19 protein-coding genes are annotated in these 25,829 nt (G+C 46.7%); 17 read left to right on the forward strand and 2 right to left on the reverse strand.

Annotated elements, in window-relative coordinates:
* Positions 1-74: 74 nt before the first annotated feature.
* Both BTJ40_RS01460 and BTJ40_RS01465 read right to left on the reverse strand, forming a co-directional pair.
* Positions 75-3,146, reverse strand: a complete 3,072-nt coding sequence (locus tag BTJ40_RS01460) for a DUF6531 domain-containing protein (protein WP_108731455.1) — start codon at positions 3,144-3,146, stop codon at positions 75-77.
* A gap of 24 nt (positions 3,147-3,170) precedes the next feature.
* On the reverse strand, positions 3,171-4,034 hold the full coding sequence (locus tag BTJ40_RS01465; protein ID WP_108731456.1) for a Stp1/IreP family PP2C-type Ser/Thr phosphatase: 864 nt from the start codon (positions 4,032-4,034) through the stop codon (positions 3,171-3,173).
* A 190-nt stretch (positions 4,035-4,224) separates the two neighbouring features.
* Here BTJ40_RS01465 and BTJ40_RS01470 point away from each other — a divergent pair, with 190 nt between their 5' ends.
* From BTJ40_RS01470 to tssG, 17 genes are all read left to right on the forward strand, one after another.
* Positions 4,225-4,944 carry a transposase gene (locus tag BTJ40_RS01470; RefSeq protein ID WP_108731457.1) on the forward strand — a complete coding sequence of 240 codons (720 nt, stop codon included), beginning with the start codon at positions 4,225-4,227 and terminating at the stop codon, positions 4,942-4,944.
* Between the two features lie 81 nt (positions 4,945-5,025).
* On the forward strand, positions 5,026-6,522 hold the full coding sequence (locus tag BTJ40_RS01475) for a type VI secretion system contractile sheath domain-containing protein (protein ID WP_108731458.1): 1,497 nt from the start codon (positions 5,026-5,028) through the stop codon (positions 6,520-6,522).
* Positions 6,523-6,611: 89 nt separating this feature from the next.
* Positions 6,612-8,402 carry a type VI secretion system-associated FHA domain protein TagH gene (gene tagH, locus BTJ40_RS01480; RefSeq protein ID WP_108731459.1) on the forward strand — a complete coding sequence of 597 codons (1,791 nt, stop codon included), beginning with the start codon at positions 6,612-6,614 and terminating at the stop codon, positions 8,400-8,402.
* Entirely contained in the window at positions 8,380-9,039 is a 660-nt protein-coding gene (tssJ, locus tag BTJ40_RS01485) for a type VI secretion system lipoprotein TssJ (RefSeq protein WP_108731460.1), read from the forward strand. Before tagH ends, tssJ begins: the two co-directional genes overlap by 23 nt.
* A 75-nt stretch (positions 9,040-9,114) precedes the next feature.
* Positions 9,115-10,452, forward strand: a complete 1,338-nt coding sequence (tssK, locus tag BTJ40_RS01490) for a type VI secretion system baseplate subunit TssK (protein ID WP_108731461.1) — start codon at positions 9,115-9,117, stop codon at positions 10,450-10,452.
* 1 nt (position 10,453) lies between these two features.
* Positions 10,454-11,317 (forward strand): type IVB secretion system protein IcmH/DotU, encoded by an 864-nt coding sequence (gene icmH, locus BTJ40_RS01495; protein ID WP_108731462.1) that lies wholly within the window; start codon positions 10,454-10,456, stop codon positions 11,315-11,317.
* 57 nt (positions 11,318-11,374) lie between these two features.
* Positions 11,375-14,917, forward strand: a complete 3,543-nt coding sequence (gene tssM, locus BTJ40_RS01500) for a type VI secretion system membrane subunit TssM (RefSeq protein WP_108735123.1) — start codon at positions 11,375-11,377, stop codon at positions 14,915-14,917.
* 14 nt (positions 14,918-14,931) lie between these two features.
* Positions 14,932-15,609: a type VI secretion system-associated protein TagF gene (gene tagF / locus BTJ40_RS01505; RefSeq protein ID WP_108731463.1), complete on the forward strand. Its 678-nt coding sequence runs from the start codon at positions 14,932-14,934 to the stop codon at positions 15,607-15,609.
* Positions 15,610-15,627: 18 nt separating this feature from the next.
* Entirely contained in the window at positions 15,628-16,353 is a 726-nt protein-coding gene (locus BTJ40_RS01510) for a SapC family protein (protein ID WP_157953854.1), read from the forward strand.
* Positions 16,354-16,507: 154 nt separating this feature from the next.
* Entirely contained in the window at positions 16,508-17,278 is a 771-nt protein-coding gene (locus BTJ40_RS01515; protein ID WP_108731465.1) for a hypothetical protein, read from the forward strand.
* 178 nt (positions 17,279-17,456) lie between these two features.
* Entirely contained in the window at positions 17,457-18,749 is a 1,293-nt protein-coding gene (gene tssA, locus BTJ40_RS01520) for a type VI secretion system protein TssA (RefSeq protein WP_108731466.1), read from the forward strand.
* A 44-nt stretch (positions 18,750-18,793) separates the two neighbouring features.
* Positions 18,794-19,315 (forward strand): type VI secretion system contractile sheath small subunit, encoded by a 522-nt coding sequence (gene tssB / locus BTJ40_RS01525; RefSeq protein WP_108731467.1) that lies wholly within the window; start codon positions 18,794-18,796, stop codon positions 19,313-19,315.
* On the forward strand, positions 19,312-20,799 hold the full coding sequence (gene tssC / locus BTJ40_RS01530; RefSeq protein ID WP_108731468.1) for a type VI secretion system contractile sheath large subunit: 1,488 nt from the start codon (positions 19,312-19,314) through the stop codon (positions 20,797-20,799). The genes tssB and tssC (BTJ40_RS01530) overlap by 4 nt, the downstream gene beginning before the upstream one ends.
* A gap of 109 nt (positions 20,800-20,908) precedes the next feature.
* Positions 20,909-22,423: a type VI secretion system contractile sheath large subunit gene (gene tssC, locus BTJ40_RS01535; RefSeq protein WP_238152102.1), complete on the forward strand. Its 1,515-nt coding sequence runs from the start codon at positions 20,909-20,911 to the stop codon at positions 22,421-22,423.
* A gap of 5 nt (positions 22,424-22,428) precedes the next feature.
* On the forward strand, positions 22,429-22,902 hold the full coding sequence (tssE, locus tag BTJ40_RS01540; protein ID WP_108731469.1) for a type VI secretion system baseplate subunit TssE: 474 nt from the start codon (positions 22,429-22,431) through the stop codon (positions 22,900-22,902).
* Positions 22,902-24,731, forward strand: coding sequence for a type VI secretion system baseplate subunit TssF (gene tssF, locus BTJ40_RS01545; protein ID WP_108731470.1), 1,830 nt, complete (start codon positions 22,902-22,904; stop codon positions 24,729-24,731). The genes tssE and tssF overlap by 1 nt, the downstream gene beginning before the upstream one ends.
* Complete coding sequence (gene tssG / locus BTJ40_RS01550; RefSeq protein WP_108731471.1) at positions 24,695-25,825, forward strand: type VI secretion system baseplate subunit TssG; 1,131 nt, start codon at positions 24,695-24,697, stop codon at positions 25,823-25,825. The genes tssF and tssG overlap by 37 nt, the downstream gene beginning before the upstream one ends.
* Positions 25,826-25,829 lie beyond the last annotated feature (4 nt).

The raw sequence follows: 25,829 nt of genomic DNA on the forward strand, positions 1-25,829 counted from the left end.
ATATACCCATAGTGTATAGGCAGATAAGACGTGTCTCGGCCAGTGACTGTTGAGTTAGCTGCCCGAATACTCCGCTAAAGTTGCCCGATTGATGGGGCTGAAGTGGCTAAGTTGTGCGAGCGATCCCCATTGAGCCAGATACCAAGGGCAGGGCTCCAGTAACCTGAAGGGTGATACCAGAGCCCGGTCTCCACATCCGCGAGCAAATTAGTCCCCCGCCAAGCGCTTGGCCCCTGGTTGTGCGGGTCTGTACCCTCCCCACCTTGAGACCACTGAACGGTGCCTTGGGCATCAAAAATCGCCAGTGGCTTGCCGTCGGGATTAGAAAGGTAATACTCGGTACTGTCAGCGGTCCACTGGCAGAGAATGGCATTGGTTTGGGGCTGATGAATCCAGTGGCTTAAGCCCCGGGATTTTCCATCAATATTATGAACCTCTCCCCAAATACCAAGGCTGCTCCAGATGGTGACAACCCTGCGTTGACGAGTTGATTTCCGATGGGTGCAAGTCTTGCTCAGTCTTCGACCGAAAGGGTCATAGCGGAAGTAGGTTTTAAATTCACCACACTCTGCATGACTCATCAGCCCCCAGCCGTCGTACTGGTATTGATAATCCTTGCGGCCGGGTATATTGCGCTCACTGGTAATGTTGCCGCGCTTATCACTTTCAGTTTGGGGTTGGGAAGAAATTTGTAAGGCCCGCAATGGGTTGGTCAATTGAACGGTGGGCGTTTTGTCGAAGCGCCAGGAAAGTGCTTGGCCATGTTCCAGTCCCGTCAGGCGCCCAAACAGATATTTGTGATTACTGCGGACCTCCCCTTGAACCTGGATTTTATCCTGCCCTTTGGACTCAGTACGAAGTACAGACTCACCGTTGGCATCAATACCGTAGAGGGCTCCGCAAGGGGCGAAGGTATAAGATAAATCGAGATTGTCGGAACTGGCACTCTTTAGCCAGCCGCGACTGTCATACTGGTATTGAAGACTGAAATCTCTGACCTCTGCACTGTCGTGGTGTTCGGCAATCACCCGGTTGCGACTATCGTATTTGAAGCGCACCGACGATAGGGAATTATCTGCCTGTACCAATCTGTGTTGCTGGTCGTAGTGGAACTCACTGTTTTGGCCACTATTATTGCGGATACCAGTTAATACACCATTGTTGTTGTAGTTGAAATACCAGCGGGAGTCATTATCACAATACTCATGCAGGCTGCCGTTGTTATTGTAGTGCCAGCGCCAGACTCGATCTTGAAGTGCTTTGTGACTGACTAATTGCCCGTAGCAGTCATACTCCCAAAAGTAGTTGCCCGCCGGGGTTTCCAGACAGGTTAACTGACCCCTTTCGTTGTAGTTGAGTTGCCAATTGTTACCATCGGCGAAATTGATATGGCAGGGCCTGCCAGCGTTGTCGTAATCACAAAGAATACTTTGTCCGCTGTCTCCGTGAACGGCATTGGGCAGACCGCGTTCGGAGTAGTCCAGACCGTATTGGTGAATCCCGAGGTGGGCTTCGCGCAATTCACCCGCATTACCGTAGCTCCACTCACGCCACACTTCTCCATTCATTTTTAGTGAAGTGATTCGTTGCCAGTGATCGTATTCAAAGGCCAGAAGCTTCTCGCCCCTGCGCACCGATTGTAGCTGGCCTTGCCCATCCCAGCTGAAGTCTACTTTGCCTCCCTCTGGATCCTGGATCTGCTTGAGCTGGCCCCGGTCCGTGTAAAGGAAATTCCAGGCTTGTTTTTCCGGATCGATGATGAGTTCTGGCCGACCTTTATCATTGAACTGGTATTGCCACAGTATCTCATCGTTAATAAGTGCTGCTCGCAAGTAACCACGGTCGTCGTATATATAGCGATTGCTAATGCTGTGAGAAGTGGAGCGGACAAGTCGGCCGAATTCATCGTGACGGTAGAAAAGCCTAAGCCCATCTGCCTTGATTTCTTCACAGAGATTGCCGTAGGAATCAAATAGCCAACTCAGTGAGCGAGAATCCTGCTGCTCGGAAATCCGCTGGCCGAATTTATTGAAGCGTAGATAAATGGGGCCAGATAAATTTGAGTCGATGGTGCAGGTATTGTTACTCGCGTGCCAACTTAAATGAGTAACGAGACCATTATTCTTTAATATGTGGCACCGGTTATGTACATCATATGTAAATTGACAATCTCCGGAATCGCTATTATTTAGCTGGGTCAGCTTTGTATTTTTATATTGATAACTCTCTTTGTGAAGCCCACTGCAGCTTTCGAATAGTTGTCCTTCCTCGTAGTTATAGCTGCAAAGGTTATTTTGCCCTTCGACAGCATGGCTATTCACCAAATTACAGATATGACCGTTTTGACAATTAAATTCAATAACCCGGCCCCAGGAGCTAACTATTTTCTGGGGCAAGCCCTCTTGGTAGTCAATGGTTAAAGCATTACCAAATTGATCCCTGATCTCTGCAAGTGGTAAAGCGCTATTTACACCGTCGGCACGGAAAATTTTGTGATGCTGGTTAAATGTCGTCAAGCGGTAACTATGCAGGCTCTGCCTGAACAGTAACAAGCGTTCAAATCGGTTGTAACACCCGTGGCCAATGGCGGGCAGTTTAAACTTTACAGACCTGCCCTCAGCGGTAATCAGGTTGACGGTATTGTCGTGTACAACCAGTTTCTCACTTAAAGAGTGCCGCCAACCCGCACCGATACCGATATCTTCGTTAATTGTTGAACGAAAGTAGCGTTTCCACTCAAAAGGCAGCGGCCCAGGAATAACAACATCTGTCCGCTCAAAAGCAACTTCCCCAGTTGCGCTGACAATGTGCCTTGCAACCTGGTGGCAGCGATCCAGAGCTGGCACCAGATCATTTGCAGGATTGACGCCGGGGATATTGGTTAATTGGGTGGGACTGTTATCAGCTTCATACAGAAGAGGCACTGCGGGTGCCGAATCGAGACTGTATCGATTGGCTGTGATATGCGGCAGCGCTGGCCAAAAATCTTCTCGCTGCAGATTGTGAGTGGTGTTTCCTGGTAATTGTTCAACTTGGGAGAGCCAGCGTGCAGCTGATGCAGGGCTCTCATGAGAAAGGGTAATTGGTGGGGGGTTAAGTGTATCGAGTAAGTTGGGTATCAGCTGGGTAAGACGTTCCGGTGTCATATTGCAGTATCCGGTAAATCAAATTTAGCGGTGTAACTTTCTAATTGTTACGTCAGGAGATTCGGGACGTTCGGTAACACTTTGTTCGTGGGGGAGTATTTGGTGTAGTGATTGTGAAGAATATTCCAGTATTCCGGCAGTAATATTGTCACGCCCTCCGAGGCGATTCGCATCATCAATAAAGCGATATACACACTCCAGTGCCGGTCGATGAGTGGCTAGCACTCGCTCAATGGCATGATCGTCGAGATATTCAGTGAGGCCATCACTACATAATAAAAGGAGTGCATTCTGGGTGAGCTTCCAGCTGTTAATGTCTGCCTCGACATTATTGGAAACACCTAAGGCACGGGTAATGTGATTGCGAATATTGGATTCTTTGGCCTGTTCGGGGGTTAATTGGCCAGAATCAATCATCTCCTGTACAACGCTATGATCTCTTGTAAGGCGCTGCAATCCATAATTGTTCCACAGGTACGCGCGAGAATCACCGATATGGGCAACAATCAAAAAGTCGCGCCACATGACCGCGGCAACCAACGTTGTTCCCATATTAGAGAACTGGGGATTTAGGTTTTTTGTGTTGATCAGGGCAGTATTTGCACTGTTTACTGCGTCGATAAGGGTCGCGCGCAAAATAAGCTGTTGCTGTTCAGATGTGCAGGAGAAAAACGTGTGTTTCAGGAGGTCATCGAGATGGGCTTGAACTGTTTCAGCCGCAATTTTACTGGCGGTGGCGCCACCGGTATAGCCACCCATACCGTCAGCTACAACGATATATGCAAAGGGCTGTTCCGCCGATGCATGCCAGCGAATACTATCTTCGTTTTCCTCACGAACCTGACCAATGTCAGTACGCCCGTTGACTGCCAGACTAATTTGATCCATGTCTGGTGCAACTCCCCTTTAATAAAAAGCAATACAATGCGGCGTAATATTATTACAACCGATCACCGAGGGTAATGTTAACTTGCTCGCATACCAAGTTTGAAATACTTTTCACTCATTTGCGATAATAATGGCTTTACCTCTCTACAGAAAAGGGTGTAAGCCCGCTAAAAAAGGACCCATAGGCAAAATGCCCCGTTTGCCCAGGCTCAACTTGATAAATGTTCCTCAGCATATTGTGCAGGTCGGCCACAACAATCTGCCCTGCTTCTTTGATGATGAGGATTTTCAATATTATTTGATTAGTTTGCGTAACGCGTCAGACCAGTATGGCGTTGATGTTCACGCATATGTTTTATTGCCCAATATGATCCAGATCATAGCTACGCCCACGATACCTGATGGGATATCATCCATGATGCAGTCCCTTGGGCGTCGCTATGTGCAGTTTGTCAATCACCGTTACAAGCGCTCCGGGACTCTGTGGCGTGGGCGTTATAAGTCCAGCTTAATTGATTCTGATGCGTACTTGCTGACCTGTTACCGGTATGTGGAATTGCGCCCCCTGTATTTGGGTTTGGCGGAATCCCTGGAGGATTATGAGTGGTCAAGTTTTAATCACCACGCAAACATTAAGAAAGATAATTTGATTAAAGATCACCGTTTGTATCTGTCTTTAGGAGATACTGTGGTGGAAAGAGCGCAATCCTACAGGAAGTTATTTCAGTATAGTTTTGATCGAAAGTTGCTCGACTATATCGCTGAAACGATTAAGTTAGGTCATGTGCTTGGCGGGGATGCGTTTAAAGAGAAAATAGAGCAGATTGTTAACCAGAGGGTACGACCACTGAAACGCGGCCGCCCCAAAAAAACAAATAAAGTCGAAAAAGAATCTAAAGAAACTGCCTAGATAGACTCCGAAGTTGAGTTGAGGGCGTTAAAAGGCCATAAAAAGCAGGGCTATTAAGCCCCTGTCAGCAGGTGACAAATTGTGAGTAGGCCCAGCATTTCAGCGGGATTTCAAATCCTTGGCGATAACAATAAGGAAAAACCAATTATGGATTTTGGCACTGATAGATTGAAAGTTGCGATCCTGGGTGATTTCAGCGGAAGGGCGAGCCGCCGCCAGTGTGAGCCTGATTCGATTTCCAGCCGCAGGGTATACCTGTTGAACCGCGATACTTTTGAGGGCGTATTTGCAGATCTTGGGGTGAGTTTGCAGTTGCCCGTATTGGATCGTCCCTTGGGTTTACCCTGCTTCGATGATTTACACCCGGACTACCTGTATAGCCGCCTGCCACTGTTTAAGAAGTTTATAGAGCTGGAGCGCAGGCTGCTGGATCCAAGCCAGTTCCAGCAAGCTGCCGAGGAAATTCAACAGTGGAAGCCTGAGCTGGCGACTCAGCCAGGCTCTGGGCAACGCGATAGTGAGCAGTCAATATTGGATGAAATTCTCGCTGCCGGCCGTGAACGCAATGCAAAAGAAGGTCAAAATACTTTCCAGGTTGACCAGCTGATCAAAGATATTGTGGCTCCCTATGTGCAGAAAAGCGAGGACCCACGTCAGGCAGAATACCTGGATGCTCTGGCAGAGGCTACTTCTGATGCGATGCGCAAATTGATGCATCACAGTGATTTTCGTCAATTGGAGGCCAGTTGGCTGAGTCTGCAATTGCTATTGAGGCGTGTTGAAGAGCACGGAAATCTGGAATTTTACTTGGTAGACGTCAGTAAAGAAGAGCTTCTTGCAGATTTTGCTGAGGCTGAAAGTGACCTGGAAAAATCGCAGACGTTTAAATTGCTCGTTGAGCGTGAAACTGCATCGGGAAATATCCCTTACAACCTGGTCGTGGGGGATTATTTTATTACCGATGAGGAGCGGGACCTGCACCTGCTGATAGATTTATCGACAATTGCAGAAGCTGCCGGGAGTGCACTTTTATTGGGGGGAGACCCGAAACTAGCGGGTTGTCCAAATTTGTCAGGCTCAGTAGATCCCGATGACTGGTACTACCCCTTAAGTGATCAGTTTGCGGAAAGCTGGCAGGCGGTACGTGAATATTCCGCTAGTGAGCATGTGGCGCTAGCGGCTCCCAGGTTTATGTTGAGACTGCCTTTTGGGAAAGATACTTCAACCACAGAGTATTTTAATTTTGAAGAATTAACTCTTGAGCAGGGGCATGAATATTACCTCTGGGGCAATAGCGTTTACCTGTTGGCCCTGGCCGTTTGCCAAGGATTTTCTCAAACAGGCAAATTACAGCCCCCATTATCTGCAAGCTATGAAGATTTACCTCTTCATTTGCGCAAGTTACCTCATGGTGAATTATTAACTCCCTGTGCAGAGGCTCTACTGACAGATCGCTCAGCGGCAAAATTTATGCAAGCGGGGATTAGTACTATGCGATCGGTGCAGGGGCGTGACCAGGTAATGCTTCCACGATTTAGCTCTTTGGGAGGCGGTACACTCAAAGGTCCCTGGGCTTAATTGTCCTCGGTCCGAAGTACCACAGAGTTACGTAAAGATAAAATAAACCTGAAGACTGTGATCAAACCACTATTGTGAGTCAGGAATAAATGGATCTAATTCTATCTGTATTGGCCGACCCTTCCGGTGCCAATATGCTTAAACATACAAAACTGTTCACGAAGGCTGGTGGCAGTCTAGGTCGCTCTGCCGATAATTATTGGGTTTTGCCGGATCCAGATCGAGTGGTTTCCTCAAAGCATGCACAGATTGCCTTCGCGGAAAATCAATACTTCCTGGTAGATACTAGTACCAACGGAACCTACTACAACGAATCAGAAAATCCGCTGGGTAAGGGTAATCAGGTCCCATTAAAAGAGGGCGATATTATCGTCCTCGGGGAATATAAGTTAAAAGTTTCACTGCGCAAACCTAAAGAGGAAGGGGATCTTCCCAAGGGCTTGGGCAGTGCAGATTTTCTCGATACTTCAGATCGGACAACGTTCAGTGCGGATGCTATGGCAAAAATGCAGAGCCAGGCTGAGGCAAAGGAATTGGATAGTTGGCTTGAGCCTGGTTCCGGCGCGCCCGCAGATGCGGCTCAGGCCGGAGAGTGGGGTTCGGTGGGGCTGAGCAGCCAGAGTAATACCCCAACTGGTGATAGTCTTTTAACTACAGAATCTGGTCCTCTTGATCCGCTCGCAGCATTTGGTCAGTCCAATGGTATGTCTGAGGCGTCGACAATGGGTGGCTTAGTGGGCTCTGCAGAGCAGCAACAATCTGGAAACCAGTGGTCTGATGATGAGTGGTGGAAAGACGGTAGTGCAGAAGACCATGTGCCAGCGGACCAGCACTCTATGCAAATAAACCCTCAGCAGGTACCAGAGCCTATCGTTGAGGCAGTTACAGCGCCAGAAGCGCAGGTGCCCCCGCAGCCCCAAGCTCCGATGGGCGGTTTCCAGGGAATGTCACAGCAACCTGTGGCCCCTTCTATACCGCCGCAACCTCAGGCTTTGCAGCCCCAGGTCCAGCCTCAGCCCCAGATCCCGTCTCAGCCAATGCAGTCTCAGCCGCCGGGACAGTCCCCCTCGGCTTTTAACCAACAGCCAGTTTCTCCGCAGGTTCAAGGCAACCCTTTCGCGGATTCTTTCGCTGCAATGCAGGGGCAGCAAGTTGATGGTGCTCCGGGGTTTGGTTCTGAGCATGCTTCCACGCCCACGCCCACGCCCACGCCCACGCCCACGCCCACTTCCCCGGATTTGGCAGCTCAAGCTCAGCAATTTTCGCATTTGCAGCAGCCTCCGGTCACAAAGCCAACAGGTTCTACAGGGGGGAGTGTTTTTGCCTCAACGCTCGGTTTGAGTATGAATCCCATCCAGTTACAACAGGCCGACCAACAGGCCGCTGAAATTGTACGAGAGACGGTGGCTCGTCTTATTGACCTATTGCGCGCGAGAAACAGCATTAAGAATGAGTTGCGTGTGCAGAGAACCATGATTCAAACGGAGGCCAATAACCCGTTGAAATTTAGTGCCACAGAGAGAGACGCTCTGGAGGCTATGTTTGCGGGTACCGGTGCTTTTATGAATCCGGCTGAGGCAGTGAAGGATAGTTTTGATGATCTGTCGGATCATCAAGTTGCAGTATTGGCTGGAATGAGAGCTGGTTACGGTGCCATGCTCAAATTCTTCAGTCCGGAAAATATTGAACGTAGACTGGGAAATACTTCCGGTGTTTTTGGTAACAAAAATGCAAAAAAATGGGAAGGATTTACTGCAATTTACAGGGAATTGGTAGGTGATCCAGATAATTGTTATCGCAAGCTATTTGGTGATGAATTTGCAGTTACATATGAAAACCAATTGTCAGAGTTAAAAAATGCGCGAAGCATTAAAAATTAATAAGTTGACGGAAAAGAGGGAGTTACTTGTGTCGATTAAAAAACTATTTCAGGTCGGTCTAATTGGGTTTTTAGCAGTTGCGATTGCCGGTTGCCAAACAACAAGGCGGACTTTAAATCTGGATACCAGTCTCGAATTGGTTGTAGAGACACAAAATGATGTAAACCCGGACGATGATGGCCGAGCTTCCCCCGTCGTTATACGAGTATTTATGCTTGCAGATGAGCGCCAGTTTGCCCGTGAAGACTTCCTTAATCTTTACGAAAATGCCCAATCCCGTCTCGGTAAGGATTTAATTGATACTGTCATTCTCAAAGAGTTTGCGCCCGGAGAGCAGCGTATAGAAGAGTTGGCACTAACACCGGACGTGAAATATATCGGGCTGTTGGCTGAGTTTGTACAGTATCAGGATGCCGAGGCATTAATGGTTCTGCCAATTACTGATCACAAGAAAAATGAATATGAGGTGTCACTTGCCGATGTACGAATTGGCTCACCTGATGATATTGCCAAACGCCGCCGGGCAAAATTAACTACTCGAAGCAGTGATGATGACAGTGGAGATACGGTAACAATCTCCAAAGAAGACTATGAAAGAATGAAAAAAACGCTCCCTGATATGCAGCAATCTCAGTAAGGCAAAAAATTATTGCCACGGGGGATAGAAATTTATGCCCTGGAAATATTATGCGAGCTTTTCTAAGGAACATTTATGTCGGCAAACAATAAGGTGATCTGGAGCGAGGGCATGTTTTTACGCCCTCAGCATTTTCAACAACAGGATCGCTATCTCGAACAGCTTGTCGAAGCGCGTACGGCCCCTCTTGGACCTTACACTTGGGGAATTGTAGAGCTGGCGATTGACAGTGAACCTTTATTGATGGGGAAAATTTCTCTGTCGAAAGTGAAGGCTGTTTTTCCTGATGGCACTCCGATACTTGCCCCTGAGAATGAACATTTACCGGATGTTTTAGAAGTTCCGGTTAATACTCGCGATGAGATAGTTTATCTGTGCGTGCCAATGAAACGCCCAGGTAGCCAGGAGTCCATTCGAGATCAGGAGGATTTCCCTCAGGCCCGTTATCAAGCTTCGAATTTTGATGCCCGTAATAGTGCGGCATCATCCGGCGAGTCCGCCCGTATCCAGATCGGAAAGTTAAGGGCTTGTCTGAAATTGGGCAGTGATGACCTGAGTGGCTACGCGGCGGTTGGTGTTGCGCGGATTAAAGAACGTCAGCCGGAAAAGCCGGTGGAGTTGGATGCTGACTATATACCACCGTTGTTAAATGCGGAGACCTCTTCAGTAATTAATGCTTATATTGAAGAAGTTAAAGGGCTGCTCGATCATCGCGGCTCTGCTCTTGGCCACCGCCTGAGTGACAGTGGCAGGAGTGGCTCTGCAGAGATTGCTGATTATTTGCTACTGCAAGTTATTAACCGCTTTGAGCCCTTACTGAAGCAGATCACAGCTCAGCCCCGATTACATCCACACAACTTATTTCTTGAGCTGCTACAGCTGGCAGGTGAACTTTCGACTTTTACTTCCCAGTCCAAGCGACCACCAGAAATTCCAGTATATGCTCATGAGAATTTACAGGTAAGTTTTGCTGGATTGTTTTCAGCGTTGAGGCAATCTCTCTCCACAGTTCTTGAGCAAACTGCAATTGCAATGGAGTTGGTGCAGCGCAAGTTTGGAATTTATGTTGCGCCTGTTACCGATCCTTCACTATTAAAATCTGCCAGTTTTATTATGGCTGCAAAAGCAGATATGCCTGGTGATCTATTGCGAAGTCGCTTCCCAACACAGGCGAAGGTTGCCCCGGTCGAGGCAATTAGAGAGCTTATCTCTGCACAATTACCGGGCTTGTCATTGCGTCCGCTTCCAGTGGCTCCGCGACAAATTCCCTACCACGCGGGGTTTACTTACTTTGAGGTCGAGCGGAGTGGAGAGTTGTGGCAGGCGATGACTCGCTCGGGCGGTTTTGCGGTACATCTAGGCGCAGAGTTCCCAGGGCTAACTATGGAGCTCTGGGCCATAAGGAATAATTGATATGAGTAATGACAGTTTTACTCCGCCGCGAGCCCCCAATGCAGGCGATAGAACAGTATTGATACCTACACCCGGTGCCGCGGCGGCACCGGCAGCAGCTCAGGCTCAGCCGCAATTCTTTGCCAGCCAGAATGCCCCGGTTGAGGCTCAAGTTCGCAACAGCCTGAATCCATTAGTCTCAGCTGCCTCAAAATTGTTAGGTGTAATTATTAAATTACGCACAACGATGAATCACGCTAATGTGCCAGATCTGCACAAACGGCTTACCACGGAAATCCAGAGCTTCGAACGAGAGGCAAAGCAGCTTGCCCTAACACCGGAGTCAGTTTTAACTGCCCGATATTTACTTTGTACTGTCGTTGATGAGGTGGTTTTGACCACGCCTTGGGGAACCGCCAGTGGCTGGAGTCAACACTCTTTGCTCAGCTTATTCCACAAAGAGACTTTTGGCGGGGAAAAGTGTTTTGTCATTTTACAGCGTATGCTGGAAACCCCTGCAAGTCATTTGGAACTCCTTGAACTCTTTTATCTGTGCCTAAGCCTCGGTTTTCAGGGTAAGTATCGACTGGTGCAGCGCGGACATGAACAGATAGAACAGATTCGCGATGAGCTTTACAGAACAATTGAACAGCATAAGCAGCCGATGGACAGAGATCTTTCACCGCGCTGGCAGGGATGTGTGGAGCGAAAATCTCGACTGATCCATTACATTCCCTTGTGGGTGATTATGAGTGTTGTATTGGGATTGTTAGTTGCAACTTACAGTGGTTATCGCTGGTGGCTCTATGAAACGACGACACCAGTCTCTGACCAAATTTTAGATTTGTCCAATAGTGATAATGAGTCTCCGCAAGGGGAAGGGTAACACTCGGGCTGATATTGATCCGGGGTGCAGAAGATGCCCTGGAAGATGGAGCAATTGATGAAACGCTTGCGTAACTTTTTTACCAATAAGTGGGTGCTGGGGCTCATAGGACTGTCAGCTCTCTCCCTTCTAATTTGGTTTGCGGCTGATTACATTAAGTTTGGTAGTGATAACGCCACGCTTTCTCACACTGTCCGACTAACTATAATTGTCTTTATCTTTGCTATTTGGCTGGTATGGAATATCAGCCAGTGGCTTGTAGAACGACGTCAAAACCAAGCATTAATTAAGGGTATTGAGGAGTCGCAAGAAGCTGACTCTGAAGATCCAGACGAAGAGCGTTCTCGTGAAGAATTAGATACCCTTTCTGGCCGCTTCCGTGAAGCGATGGATGTATTGCGCAGTGCACGGTTTAAGTCCGATAAAGGCCAGGTTTCTCTCTATCAACTTCCCTGGTACATCATTATCGGCCCTCCGGGTTGTGGTAAAACAACAGCTTTGGTGAATTCCGGGTTGGAATTCCCTCTGGCTCAGAGTCATGGCAAAGAGGCTTTGGGGGGAGTGGGCGGTACTCGTAACTGTGATTGGTGGTTTACTAATGACGCTGTTTTAATTGATACCGCAGGACGTTATACGACTCAAGACAGTCATCGGGTTTACGATAATAGTGCCTGGAAAGCTTTTTTGAGTTTGTTAAAAAGATATCGTCGCCGTCGCCCGATTAATGGTGCTCTGGTTGCAATTAGTTTGCAGGATTTAATGGTACAAACTGAAGAGCAGCGCCAGCATCAGGCAAAAATTATTCGCCAGCGTGTGAATGAGCTGCAGCAAGAGCTCGGTATTCGCTTCCCTATTTATCTCACTTTTACCAAGTGTGATTTAGTTGCCGGTTTTACAGAATTTTTCGACAACCTCTCTCAAGCAGAGCGTGAGCAGGTTTGGGGCATGAGCTTTCCCCGAGAGGCTAACGCAACAGTTGGAGCACCCCTCGATAATTTTAAGGCGGAATTTGAACAGCTGATAGAGCGACTGAACCAGCGTGTTTTATGGCGTGTTCATCAGGAGCGAAATGTAGAAAAGCGGGCATTGCTACAAGGCTTCCCCGCCCGGATGGAGAGTCTCACGGACATTCTGACAGATTTTGTAAAGCAGACTTTTGGTCCTAACCGTTATGAAACAGTACCAATGGTCAGAGGCATCTATTTTACCAGTGGCACCCAGGAAGGTAGCCCGGTAGACCGTATGATGTCTTCGGTGACTGCTGATTTTGGTCTGGAGCGCAGCGTAGGTCCCAAATTCCAGGGGGTCGGGAAGAGCTTTTTCTTACACCGATTACTTAAGGATGTTGTTTTTCCAGAAGCTGAATTGGTGGGTGTTAATCGCCGGATTGAATCCGCAAATCTTTGGCTGCGTCGAGGAGTTTTTGCCACCCTGGCGGCAGGATTTGTAGGTGCTGTATTCTTGTGGAGTGGTAGTCTCGCGCAGAATAAATTATCCATGGGTGAGGTAAGCGAGAATCTGAGCGCTTACAAAGAAGCGGAAGGTGAGCTGAAGGGCAGAAATATTAACCCCATAAGCGCATTAAATTTACTCGAACCCCTAAAGCGCGCCAGCGCGGTCTACGACCGTGAACAGCATCCATGGATAGCTAACTTAGGTCTTTATGACACCAGAATAGATAGGGCGGCAAACGATCTTTATCGTCATAAATTAGAAAGTATTTTCCTGCCCGCTTTACTGAGAGATATAGAAACAGATCTTAGTCGCCTCAGCAGTAATGATCCGGCGCTGGTAAATACACTCAAAACCTATTTAATGTTTTTCAATGAAGAGAAACTAGACCTTGAAACTATAGAGGCCTATTACACAGCTCGCTGGGAGAGTCAGTTACCAGGGGAAGCGGCTCGACAGGAAGAGTTACGTTTCCATCTAGATCAATTGTTTACTCAACCATTACCCAGTTCAATTGAAGAAAATGAGCGAGTTGTGGCTCGAGCAAGACAACAGCTGCGCCGTATCCCGGTGCCACAGCGCTTATTTGCCCAGCTGCAAAATAGTGACTTTGGGTTGACCCCTGTAGACCTTTATCAGGAAATTGGTGGTGACACCCAGCAAATTTTTGGTATGAATGCCAATAACCCGAGCTTCTCTATTCCCTTCCTTTATACTAAGGCAGGTTATAAAGAATTGGATTTTGGAGCAGACTCTCAGCTGATGACCAATATGGCTGAAGAGCGTTGGATTTACGGTGGAGATCTGAGCGGTGAGGACTTTACTGAAGCCGATAGGGAAAAGCTTGGCGAGGAGGTAAAACGAATTTATCTGGGTGAGTACTTACAGCGCTGGCAGGGATTCCTTGGCGGGTTCAAGATTCAACGGTTTGGCAGTACGTCCCAAGCGCTGGATATTTTATCGAAGCTATCTGATCCAATTTACTCCCCATTGCTTGCGATTACGGAAATCACTTCTGACAACACTCGTCTGACACTCCGTCCCGAGGTCCCTGTGGATGCTTCAGGAGTACCTTTACCTGTATCCAGCACCACTCGAAAGTTAGGGCAAGCAGCACTGGGTAGTGCCACCAGTGCCCTGCAGGACCGATACAAGCCAAATATTGTCGATGTTAGGTTTGAGGAGATTCAGCGAATCACTCAGAGCGAAAAGGGACGGCCAGCACGTATCCAAGAGTACCTGGATACTATTAATAAAATTCAGGAATACCTAACTGAGATCGACAGTGCTCCTGATTCGAACCAGGCAGCATTCGGTCGAGCCAAGGCTCGCTTTGCTGGCGGTAGCGATGCTATCAAACAGTTGAGAGTTAAGGCTGCCAATGCGCCAGCGCCTTTTGATCAATGGTTGACAGATATTGCTGACAGCGCCTGGGGACTTGTGATGGCCAAGACGAAGGCGCATATCAATCGCGTCTGGCGAGAAGAAGTCTATCAAAGTTACAGCAATAGCCTCGCAAACCGATACCCTCTGCGCAGTGATCGAGAGCAGGAAGTACCGGTAATGGAGTTCAACCAGTACTTTAAGCCGGGTGGTATTGAAGAGAAATTTGTGAACCAGTATCTGAAACCATTTGTGGATACCAGAAACTGGAAAATTAAATATGTAGAAGGGCAGGGTATCAGCCTTTCGCGGGAGGCTCTTTCTCAGTTGCGCAGAGCCGAGCGTATCCGAAAAACTTTCTTCAGTGCCGGTGAGGGGGCTTCCTACTCCTTCCGTATTGAGCCTACGAAACTGGACTCCAGTGTTCGTTTGTTTGAGCTTGAGCTTGGAGAGCAACGCGTTCCTTATTCCCACGGTCCCAAAACAACTAAAAAGCTGACTTGGCGTGGCGGTGAAAGCAATCGTGTGCGAATCATCTTTGAAGACTTGAACGAGACTGTACACCGTAAGCATTTTGAAGGGGATTGGGCGTGGTACAGATTGCTGGCTAGCTCAGACCTGGAAGCTGGGAGAAGCAATGCGGAACATTTTGTTACTTTCTCCGAGGAAGGGCGTAAGGCTCAATTTAAATTGATTGCATCCAATGTAAATAATCCTTTTGACCGCAGTTTGCTGCGTGGATATCGATGCCCTGAGACACTGTAGACGGAGTAAGTAATTTGCAAAATACAGTAGGTATTTTTGGTAAGTTGCCGGGACACGGGGACTTCGTTCAACGGCAGCTGCCTGGAAGCTTTGTCTCTGTATGGGATGGCTGGTTACAACGTGCAGTGTTTGGTTCGCGTGAACTTGTCGGTCAGGAGTGGCTGGATTACTACTTGACCAGTCCTGTTTGGCGATTTGTTCACTGTAAAGGGATTATCGATGCTAATGCCTGGGCTGGAATTATAGTACCTAGTGTAGACAGTGTTGGGCGATATTTCCCATTAACATTTGCTGCCCCGTTATCCCCGTTGGTGGATGCATTCGCATTTATGTCAGATGCTAAGAGCTGGTTCCAGAACTTATCTGAGCTGGCGATTACAGCACTGCAAAATATGCTGCATGCAGATCAGTTATGCGAAGCATTTAGTGCCCCTCCTGACAGAGCTGGAATTATCTCCCTGCCTCCTGCGCAGGGGGACTTTATTGTCTCCACGGGACAATCTAATAGCTTGGAAAGGGGTTTTGCTGGATTGCTGGGGCAAATGAGCAAGAAGAGTTATTCAACTTACAGCCTTTGGTGGAGTGAAGGTTCGCAACACCTGGCACCAACGAGTTTACTTTGTCCATCGCTGCCGAGCCCCGAATTATACAGCTCAATGCTCGGTGTACGATTACAGCAAAATATTAATTAGGGCCTGGGGACGTGTAACGTGAGACAGCTGGTTGTTCTGGATACTAAAAAGCACCGCAATTGCCAATTACTAAAAAATGATCTTTCACATAGTAAAGATTTACATATTTGTTTAATTTTTTTGCCAGAGTTTCTTCATATAGCACGTACATGCCCCATTATATTTACTCGATCAAAAGAGACTGGAAAGCTTGAAAGCTGTGCGCTATTGGGTGTAAATCCTGGAAAAAATCTTTTTTGGCAGGAAGGGCAGTGGCAAGGGGATTATATACCTGTATCTGTTCGCAGCTACCCCTTTTATTTAAAGTATAACCAAGATGATTTTTCCAGTGCATACGTTTGTGTTGATTCTTCACAATTGTTTGTGGGCGAAAATGGCAGTCAAGGTATAAATTTGTTTGAACACAATGGAGAGCCAAGCAAATACCTGTTGGAAGCGCAGCGTCGTTTAGAGGATATACATCTTCAAAAGTTAGAGATATGGAAATTTGTGGGCCTTCTACAGCAGTTAAATTTACTGCAAGAGCAAGAAATAAATATAGACTTACCTGGTGGTGTTAAACATAAATTTAAGGGCGTTTATTGTGTTTCGGAAGAAAGGTTGGCAAAGCTTAAGTCAAAAGATTTTTTAAGGTTGCGAGACTCAGGGTACTTACCTTTTATATATGCACATTTGTTTTCCTTGCAGCAGTCAAAAACTTTAAGTGCACTACATAAGAAAAATCATTCAAAAATTATTCACTGATCGAGAAGTGAGTTTTTACTATTTTTAAATAAAGCTTGGTTGATTCAGAACATTTAAGTAAGAAAGCGTGTTAATTCTGAAGAGGTTCGGAAATAGCGTGGTATAGGTCTGGAAAATCAAGAAAGTATCAGGGCAGGAAGCTAAGGTTACTGGTATGTCTTACGGGATAGTTTTTACTGGGGAGATAAGAGATTCTGTAGAGCGGCGCTATGCAATAGCTGCATTGGGGCGCGAATTTGGTTTGGGATTCAGTCAGATAAAGGGACTTTTGACTGGCGCTAAATCTCAAATCAAAACTACCGATGATAGAAGGGAAGCCTGCCAGCTGATGAAGAAATTTTGGGAGGCCGGGTGGCATACACAACTCTGCCTAAATGATCAGCCAATACACTGTACTGAAAAGTCCAGTAATTATGGCGACCCTCCATTGCCCCCTGCGCTTGAGTTCCTGGAAAATAGAGAAGGAACAATTTCTATCGGTATCCCAATCGGTTGGAGGGAATTCGATAACTTGAACAGGGAGGCTGTAATTCAAGCGGGAAGTGCAGAGTTAAGCCGTTACCTGATTGTATTGAGGCAGGATCGATCTCAGCTTCCTCAGGGATTGTCAGTTGATCATTTTGGCAAAGCTCAAATTCAGCAATGCCTGGCTAGGGTGGAGAACGGTGCTCTTGTATCGGGACCTGATCCACTAATAAGTAACATCCAGAACGGTCATATTTATGAGATGTCCGCTGATATTACAAAAACGCCAGTCCGCTATCTGGTCACATTTTTTCAGTGTCAGCACAGTTTCTATTCTGTGTTTTTGTGGTCATCTCTTGAGAGCTTTGAAAAGAGCAGGTCTGAGTTCTTGCATATTTTTGCCACATTTAAAGTTATGAGCGGCACGGGTGGTTGCGATTCGACAGTGGTTCCTATGTAATGGCATGGAATAAGAAGCCAAAATCTAACAAAAATAAATAGCGTAAAATTGTCAACTGTGCATGTTTTTTAAAGTAATAGGTACCAAGCGCATTATTTGCCTTGATTAGATATCTACAACGTGTACTCTTCTCAGAATTCTGATTAAAGGATTTGATTCGGTATAAGGGCCTTATTTGATGGCATTCCCAAATACGATAAATATCGATGAACTAGTTGCTCCAATCTCAGCGGATAGTCCTGTAGGGGAAGATATCCGAGAGGATCGTTCGCCAACTTCTGACTATTACTCGATCAAAGATGCACGCAATAGTGCGCGAGCCGCTGAGCGCTCGGCAATGTTTGATGATGCAGATACGGACTTACTTGCACCTTGGAGAGATGTGGCTAAAGCTGCTGAAAGTATCCTCGGTAAAAAAAGTAAGGACTTGGAGGTTGCCAGTTGGTATACCGAAGCCTTGATTCGCTTACACGGCTTTGTAGGCTTGAGAGATGGCCTGCAATTGATCGATTCATTGGTCGAGCAATACTGGGAAGGCCTATACCCCCTACCGGATGAAGATGGTCTTGAGACCAAAGTTGCCCCCTTGACTGGTTTGAATGGTGATGGCGGTGATGGCACTTTATTAATGCCAATTCGCAGTGCTGGCATCACACCTGAAGGAGATTATGGGGACTACTCATTCTTCCAGTTTCAGCAGGCTCGCGATGCTGACAAGATCGCGGACGATGATGCCAAGGCCGCTCGAATAGAAACGCTGGGTTACAACCTTGAACAAATTGATCAATGTGTGAACAGTGCGAGCGGTGAGTGGGCCCAAAACCTGGTGCAGACCATCGAAGATGCGCTGGGACATTTTAAGGCCATAAATGACAGTCTGAGACAAAGCTGTGGCCATGATGCCCCTCCATCTACCAATGTTTCATCCCTTTTGGATGAAGTACTTCGGACAAGTCGCTTTATTTATAAGGCCCATTTGGAGTCAATGGAGCAGGTTCAAGAAGATCTGGCGCCTGAATCTTTAGATGAATCCGCTGGGGAACATGTTGGTGGTGCAGCGGTTACTGTAGCCACAGCCAGTGTTGTAGCTGTTCCTGCAGGCCCGGTGGTATCCAGAGAGGATGCCTTAAAATTGCTTGAACAGGCGGCAAAGTATTTCCGCACCTATGAGCCTCATACGCCACTGGCACCCGGTTTGGAAAGATTGATAGTCTGGGGACGAATGACCGTTTCAGAACTGATGTCCGAGTTACTGCCCGATGATCAGTCGAAGGCGCTTTACTCGCAGTTGACGGGAGTTCGCCTCGATGGCACAGATACACAAAAATATATAACCCCACCAGTGACTACAAGTACCACTTCATCAGCTCCTGCGGTTGCCGCAGATGCACCTTCCGAAAGTGCATCTGCGCCAGTCTCTGATGATGGTTGGGGTGAGCAACCGCAAGAAGAAGCCAGCACTGGTTGGTAATTAACTAAGAACAGCAGTCCCTAAAGTCGGAAAGGAGACCTTAGATGTCTGAAAGCATCCACAACAAACTCAAGCGTGTGCGCAAGCCTCGTGTACATATTACTTACGATGTTGAAACTAACGGAGCCGAAGTCAAGAAGGAGCTTCCTTTTGTGGCTGGTGTTATGGGTGATTACTCTGGCGATAATGCAGAGAACCGCAAGGCACTGAAAGATCGTAAGTTCATCCAGATTGACCGCGATAACTTCAACGATGTAATGGGTAAAGTTAATCCGAAGCTGGATCTGCAGGTGGAAAACACTTTGTCAGGTGATGGCAGTAAGATGGCTGTTAATCTTGACTTCAACAACATGGACGATTTTTCGCCAGAACAAATTGTCGAGCAGGTTGAGCCCCTAAAACAATTACTCGAAGCTCGCAGCAAGCTGCGTGACCTGCTGAGTAAAGCTGATCGTTCAGAAGAGCTTGAAAAAGTACTTGAGGATATCCTCAAAAGTACGGAAAACGTCAGCGCTATTTCAGAGCAGCTGGGTTTGAACGAGGATAAAGGAGAGGATTCAGAATGAGTACTGAAGTAGAAAACGTCGCGGGCAGTGAGGCAGAAGAACAGTCGGCGAGTCTTCTGGATCAGGCGATTGCCGCCACCAAACAAACTGAGCCCCAAGAGGCTCAAGACCTGCTTGCTAACCTAACCGAGCAGGTAATGAAAGGCACAGTTACCTGGGACCGCAATCTGACCCAGACAATTAAGACCGCTGTAAGTGCCATCGACAAAGCGATGTCCAAGCAGTTGTCTGCTATTTTGCACGATGAGAAATTCCAGAAGCTGGAAGGGTCATGGCGTGGTCTGAACCACCTGGTTATGAATTCAGAAACCGGTGCTACTATGAAAATCCGCATGCTCAACCTGAGCAAGCGTGAGCTGTTCCGCGATCTGGATAAAGCTGTTGAGTTCGACCAGAGCCAGACTTTCAAAAAGATCTACGAAGAGGAGTTTGGTACCGCTGGTGGTGAACCATACGGCGTAATGATTGGTGATTTTGAATTCACCAGTCATCCTGAAGATATCGAGCTTCTGAGTAAGATGTCTAATGTTGCAGCTGCCGGCTTCTGTCCGTTTGTTGCCGCTGCTGGCTCCGGTATGTTTGGTTTTGATGACTATACCGAGCTTTCCAAGCCGAGAGATCTGGGTGGTATTTTCGAATCTGCCGAGTACATTAAGTGGCGCAGCTTCCGCGATAGTGAAGACTCTCGTTTTGTAACTTTGGTAATGCCGCGTACTCTGGCCCGCACCCCTTACGGCGCAAATACCAAGCCGATTGAAGCTTTTGACTTTGAAGAGTTTGAAGTGGATGAAGATGGCGTGTCCCGTCCAGCAGAGCATGACCAATACTGCTGGATGAATGCCTCTTATGTTATGGGTACCACCATGACTAAAGCATTCGCAGAGAACTCCTGGTGTACTGCTATCCGTGGTGCTGAGGGTGGCGGTAAGGTAGAGGGACTTCCATCTCACGTATTTAAGAGTGACGATGGTGATCTCGATCAGAAATGCCCAACCGAGATTGGTATTACCGATCGCCGTGAAGCTGAACTGAGTGCTCAAGGCTTCTTGCCTCTGTGTCACTATAAGAACACAGATTACTCTGTATTCTTCGGTGCTCAAAGTGCGCAAAAGCCAAAGGCGTACGATGATCCTGATGCAACTGCTAACGCAGCTATCTCTGCTCGCCTGCCTTATTTGATGGCTACTTCTCGTATTGCACATTACCTCAAGGTAATGGCGCGTGATAAAGTTGGTTCCTTTATGGAAGCCGGTGACTGCGAGCGTTGGTTGAATAAATGGATCTCCCAGTACACTAACTCCAACCCAGAAGCGAGTCCTGAAATGAAAGCGAAGTACCCGCTTTCTGAGGCTCGCGTGGAAGTAAAAGAAATTCCGGGTCAACCTGGATGCTACAGTGCAATTGCCTATCTGAGACCCTGGTTGCAGATGGAAGAATTGACGACTTCCTTGCGTATGGTGGCCAATATCCCATCTGCGGGATAAGGTTCCGAGCTCACCCCTTTAGGGGTGGGCTCCCTCTTCACAAGGCTTTATTCAAAGCCTGAGTTTTACAGTCATTTATTCAAATAATAATTCTTGTTGGAGTATACCGGTGCCCCGTGCAGCACATGACCAAATATCGGAAGATCAATCTGATGTTCTACCGGAAAAATTGGCGAGAGGGCAGCAGAGTGAGTTACGTAAATTTCTGCAGGAACCGGATGATCTATTTGCATTTGAGTACTGGTTGACTGAGTTGTGTCCTTGTACGAATAGAGAGAATTATTCTGTTCGCCAGTATTTAAGTAGGATTATCGTTGAGCTGGACGAGATAATCTGTGACCAATTAAACCGTATTATTCATCAGAAAAAATTTCAGAGACTTGAAGCGAGTTGGCGAGGTCTGTCGCTATTGGTGTTTGATACGCCCCATACTGAGAATATAAAAATTAAGCTTTTGGATGCCAGCTGGAAAGATCTTGCAAAAGATATAGAGCGGGCTCCGGATTTTGATCAGTCTGGTCTCTTTCACCTTGTATACAATGAAGAATTCGGTACCCCGGGAGGGGAACCTTTTGGCTTGTTGCTAGGGGATTACTACGTATCTCATCGCCCTCTGCCTGATCATCCTTATGATGATGTCTTTACTTTGCAGGGGATTGCACATACCGCAGCTGCGGCATTTGCACCTTTTGTCTGTGCTTCAGCACCACAGCTTTTTGGAGTTGACTACTTCTCCGACTTGGCAAAGCCTATTAATTTTTCTGAGGTTTTCCGTCAAAAAGAATATATTCGATGGAACGGTCTTAGGGACCTGGAAGATAGTCGATTTATTGCTTTGACCCTCCCACAGATTCTGATGAGAGATCCCTATAATCAGGAGTTTTCCTCTTATCGAGGACTGAGATTTCAGGAACAGGTACGGGCAACACATAATCAAAACTACTTATGGGGTAATGCCTGCTTTGCTTTGGGCGCTGTATTGCTCAGAGAGTTTAGCGAAGTCGGATGGTTTTCACATATTAGGGGAGTTGCACGTGACCATTTAGGTGGAGGGCTTGTGACTCAGCTGCCGATGATACCTTACAGACCAGACAGCACTCCAGGCATGATCAAAATGGCCACCTCTATTTTGATAACTGATTTTGCAGAGCGGGACCTAAGTGAATTGGGCTATGTGTGTTTGAGTCACTGCTATGACACTCCATACAGTGCTTTTAATAGTGTTCCGTCATTGCAAAGGCCGAAGCAATATACTTCAAAAGCCGCTTCAGCTAATGCTCGTATTAGCTCAATGTTGCAACAAATACTTTGCGCTTCTCGATTTGCTCATTATATCAAGGTAATGATTAGGGATAAGGTGGGTGCCTATATGAATGCCGCAGACTGTGAGCGGCAATTGCAGCGTTGGCTGGATGAATATACGACAGGTAGAGACGACCTTTCTTGGGAAATGCAAGCTCGTTATCCATTAAGGGAGTCACGTGTCCAAGTGGCAGATGAGCCGGGAAAAGCTGGAAGCTATCAAAGTATAATCCATCTGAAAAGTCATTATACCGTTGATCATCTTGTATCTGAGTTAAAGCTGACAACAGCATTGGCCACAATTGGCGTCGGAGCTAGTTAATTACTATGGTGAGAGAAAAACGCTTATTGGCCCCGGTATTGGACCGCTTATTACAGTCATCCAGTAAGTTGGACGTTCACCAGTCCCATCAAGTGTTGAGACAGTTGCGTGAAGGAGTGCGTCGCGATTTGGAATATCTATTTAATACTAGATATAAATGTATTTCTGCACCGTCAACACATGAGAGTTTACAGCAATCAAATATTAACTATGGGTTGCCGGATTTATCGACAGTAAACTTGTCTTCAGCAGCAAGTCGAAAACAGTTTTGTCGAGATATTGAGAAAACGATATTAAATTTTGAACCAAGGATACGTTCGGTCAAAGTAACAACTCAAGACAAAGTGGATGTTGAGGATCCCAGTATACGCTTTCGTGTTGAGGCTGTATTACATGTAAATCCAGCATCGGAAATTATTGTATTTGATTCGGCACTCAATCCAGTTACCCAGCTGGTGGATGTCTCTGAGATTATGTGATGAGTGAAAAATTAATAGACCTCTACGAGCGAGAACTCGCATTTATTCAGCAAACATCTGCTGAATTCGCAAAAATGCATCCTGCTGCAGCATCCAGGCTTCAATTGGATGCAGACACAGTCGATGATCCTCTGGTCGGACGACTGTTGTCCGGCTTCGCTTATATGAATGCTCGAGTACAGCAAAAGCTGAGTGATGATTTTCCTGAGTTGACAGATGCAATGCTGGAGACTCTATATCCTCATTATCTTCGTCCTATTCCGTCCTGCGCAATTGTCCAGTTTGAACCTGAGAAGGACCTCGATGCCATAACCCAGGTAGAAACAAAAACATTATTGGAAAGTGATAGTTTTCATGGCCAAACCTGTCGCTTTACAACCTGTTATCCGGCTGAAATTTGCCCATTCCAGGCCGTAAGTGCCACGCTAATGCCAAGGCCTTTTATAGCGCCTGGTTGTAATGATATCCAGGGAGCTAATGCGGTTTTAAAGCTATCTTTGAAAACTTTTAGTCCAAGCATAAAGTTTTCTGAATTGAATCCGGAGAGTCTCCGTTTCTTTTTACGTGGCCAACCATCCCATATCTATAGTTTGTATGATTTACTTCTTAGTAAATGCGTGCGACTGGTTGTTGCTAATGGAGAGAGTGACCCAAAGCCAACTTTCCTTTCTCCAGATGAAATAAGCCAAGTGGGTCTTAGCCCAGATGAGGGTTTGTTACCGTACCCTGATACCGCATTTGTAGGATATAGACTCCTAACTGAGTATTTCGCGTTTCCAGAAAAATTCCTATTCTTGGATATATTGAACATTGGTGAGGCGCTAAACGAGAATTTTGAAGATACGTTAAATCTTTATTTCTATCTTTCTGAAACTCATGAGGAGTTGGAGAAGCAACTTAGCCCAAGTATGTTTGCTTTAGGTTGTGCACCGGCTGTTAATTTGTTCAAGCAAAGTGCAGACCCAATTCCACTTAATCACTCCCAGTATAGTTATCATGTGGTTCCCGACGCTCGTCGAAGTGATGGTTTGGAAATTTATTCAGTTGATGAAGTTGCGGCTACAAATGGTGATGGAGAGACAAACAAATACCGCCCTTTTTACGGTATCCAGCACAGTCAGCATCATGCTGATCAGTCTGCTTTTTGGTTTAGTCGCCGCAGAGATGTTATTGAAGGGGAGCACCGGAATGAACAAGCATCAGAAATTGATATTAATTTAGTCGATCTTGATTTTAACCCGCATAGAATTAGTGACCAAACGCTAGATATTAAGCTAACTTGCTGTAATCGAAATTTAGCCAAGAAGCTACCCAGTGGTAATGCCCAACCATATTTAGAAGTAGTTGATGGAGATTTACCGGTAAGTAGAATCAGCTGTGTGGTTTCTCCAACAGCGACGGTGAGACCGCCTAGGCGAGAGCGAGGATATTGGCGGTTAATTTCTCACCTCAACCTGAATCACCTTTCTCTATCTGGTCCTGGGGGCTGTAATGCCCTTAAAGAAATTTTTAGGCTTTATGATTTTCGTGATTCAGCCAGTACACGCAATCTCATTGAGTCATTATTAAAGCTTAATACGAAACCAGTTACTGCTCCGATTCAGATTGATCAAAGTGTAGTTTTATGCCGTGGCACAGAAGTTGAGATCGAGCTTGATTCCATGATGTTGACCGGAACAAGCCCGTTGTTATTTGCCAGCGTAATAGAACGCTTCCTTGGTTTATATTGTTCGATTAATTCATTTACAAAATTAATTGCCACTATGAGTGGTCGAGATGGGGAGTTGAAGCGATGGCCACCTCGCGCCGGCGAAAAAGCTTTACTGTAATTGAGCGTTTACGCCGAGAACCTTATAACTTCGATTTTTTTCAAGCGGTAAGGTTGGTCGAGCGTTCGGTACATTTGGCAGGTACCGACTTTAGTAAAGAGCCTATAGCCAGTGCGGCTCCTCCGGCTAAAGAGTTGATACGGTTTAGTGCCCAGTCCGGGTTGTCTTTTGTAAGCTCGGATGTTTTACGTCTAGAAAAAAAGACTGTTGAACACGAAGATCCTGGTGAAAGCGAAACGCATCAATGGCATATGGAGGTGGGGTTTACTGGGTTAATTGGTAGTCAGGGTGTAATGCCTTATTACCTGACAGAGCTGGTACAAAGAGAGCTTCGAGAAAACAATACTGCATTGCGTGATTTTCTGGATATGTTTAATCACCGCAGTATTTCACTTTTTTATCAAGCTTGGCATAAATACCAGTTGCCGGCGAATTATGAACGGCAGCGCTTACAAAATTCCCGAGAGCCAGACAAATTTACCCAAGCTCTTGCATCGCTGGCAGGCCTTGGTACTACTGAGATGCGCTATCGCATGCCCATACCAGACGAAGCTCTTGTGGGAATGGGGGGGCACCTTTCCAGCGGGCGCTGTTCTGCCACCGCTTTATCTAGCATGATCAAGCATTATTTTGATTTAACGGTAAGTATCGAGCAGTTTCAGGGGCAGTGGGATGAGTTGCCCGATGACATTTTGTGCCGATTACCCAGTATCCAGGCGCCCAAAGGTATCAATAACTGTCTAGGAGTAAATACAATTCTGGGTACTCATTGTTTTCAAGCTCAGAATAAATTTCAGGTAATTATTGATTCGATGCCTTATGAGCAATTCATGACTATTGCGCCCGGTACAAAAAAGTTAGAGGCACTCAAGGAATTTATACGCTTTAGCGCCGGCGTTGAGTTGGATTTTGAGTTGTCGGTGACACTTTCAACGAGTCAAGTAGCACCGATTCAGTTAAATAGAAAAGCTGAGAATGAACCTTTACTTGGATGGAATACTCACATGGCCAGTGAACAGGATGGTGAAAAACTGGTTCAGATAACTTTGAGTGCAGACAATATTTCACCTGATGAAGCTTTACCTGCTGCATAAGTAA

Origin of the sequence: Microbulbifer sp. A4B17 (assembly GCF_003076275.1) — a bacterium.
Classification (GTDB): domain Bacteria; phylum Pseudomonadota; class Gammaproteobacteria; order Pseudomonadales; family Cellvibrionaceae; genus Microbulbifer.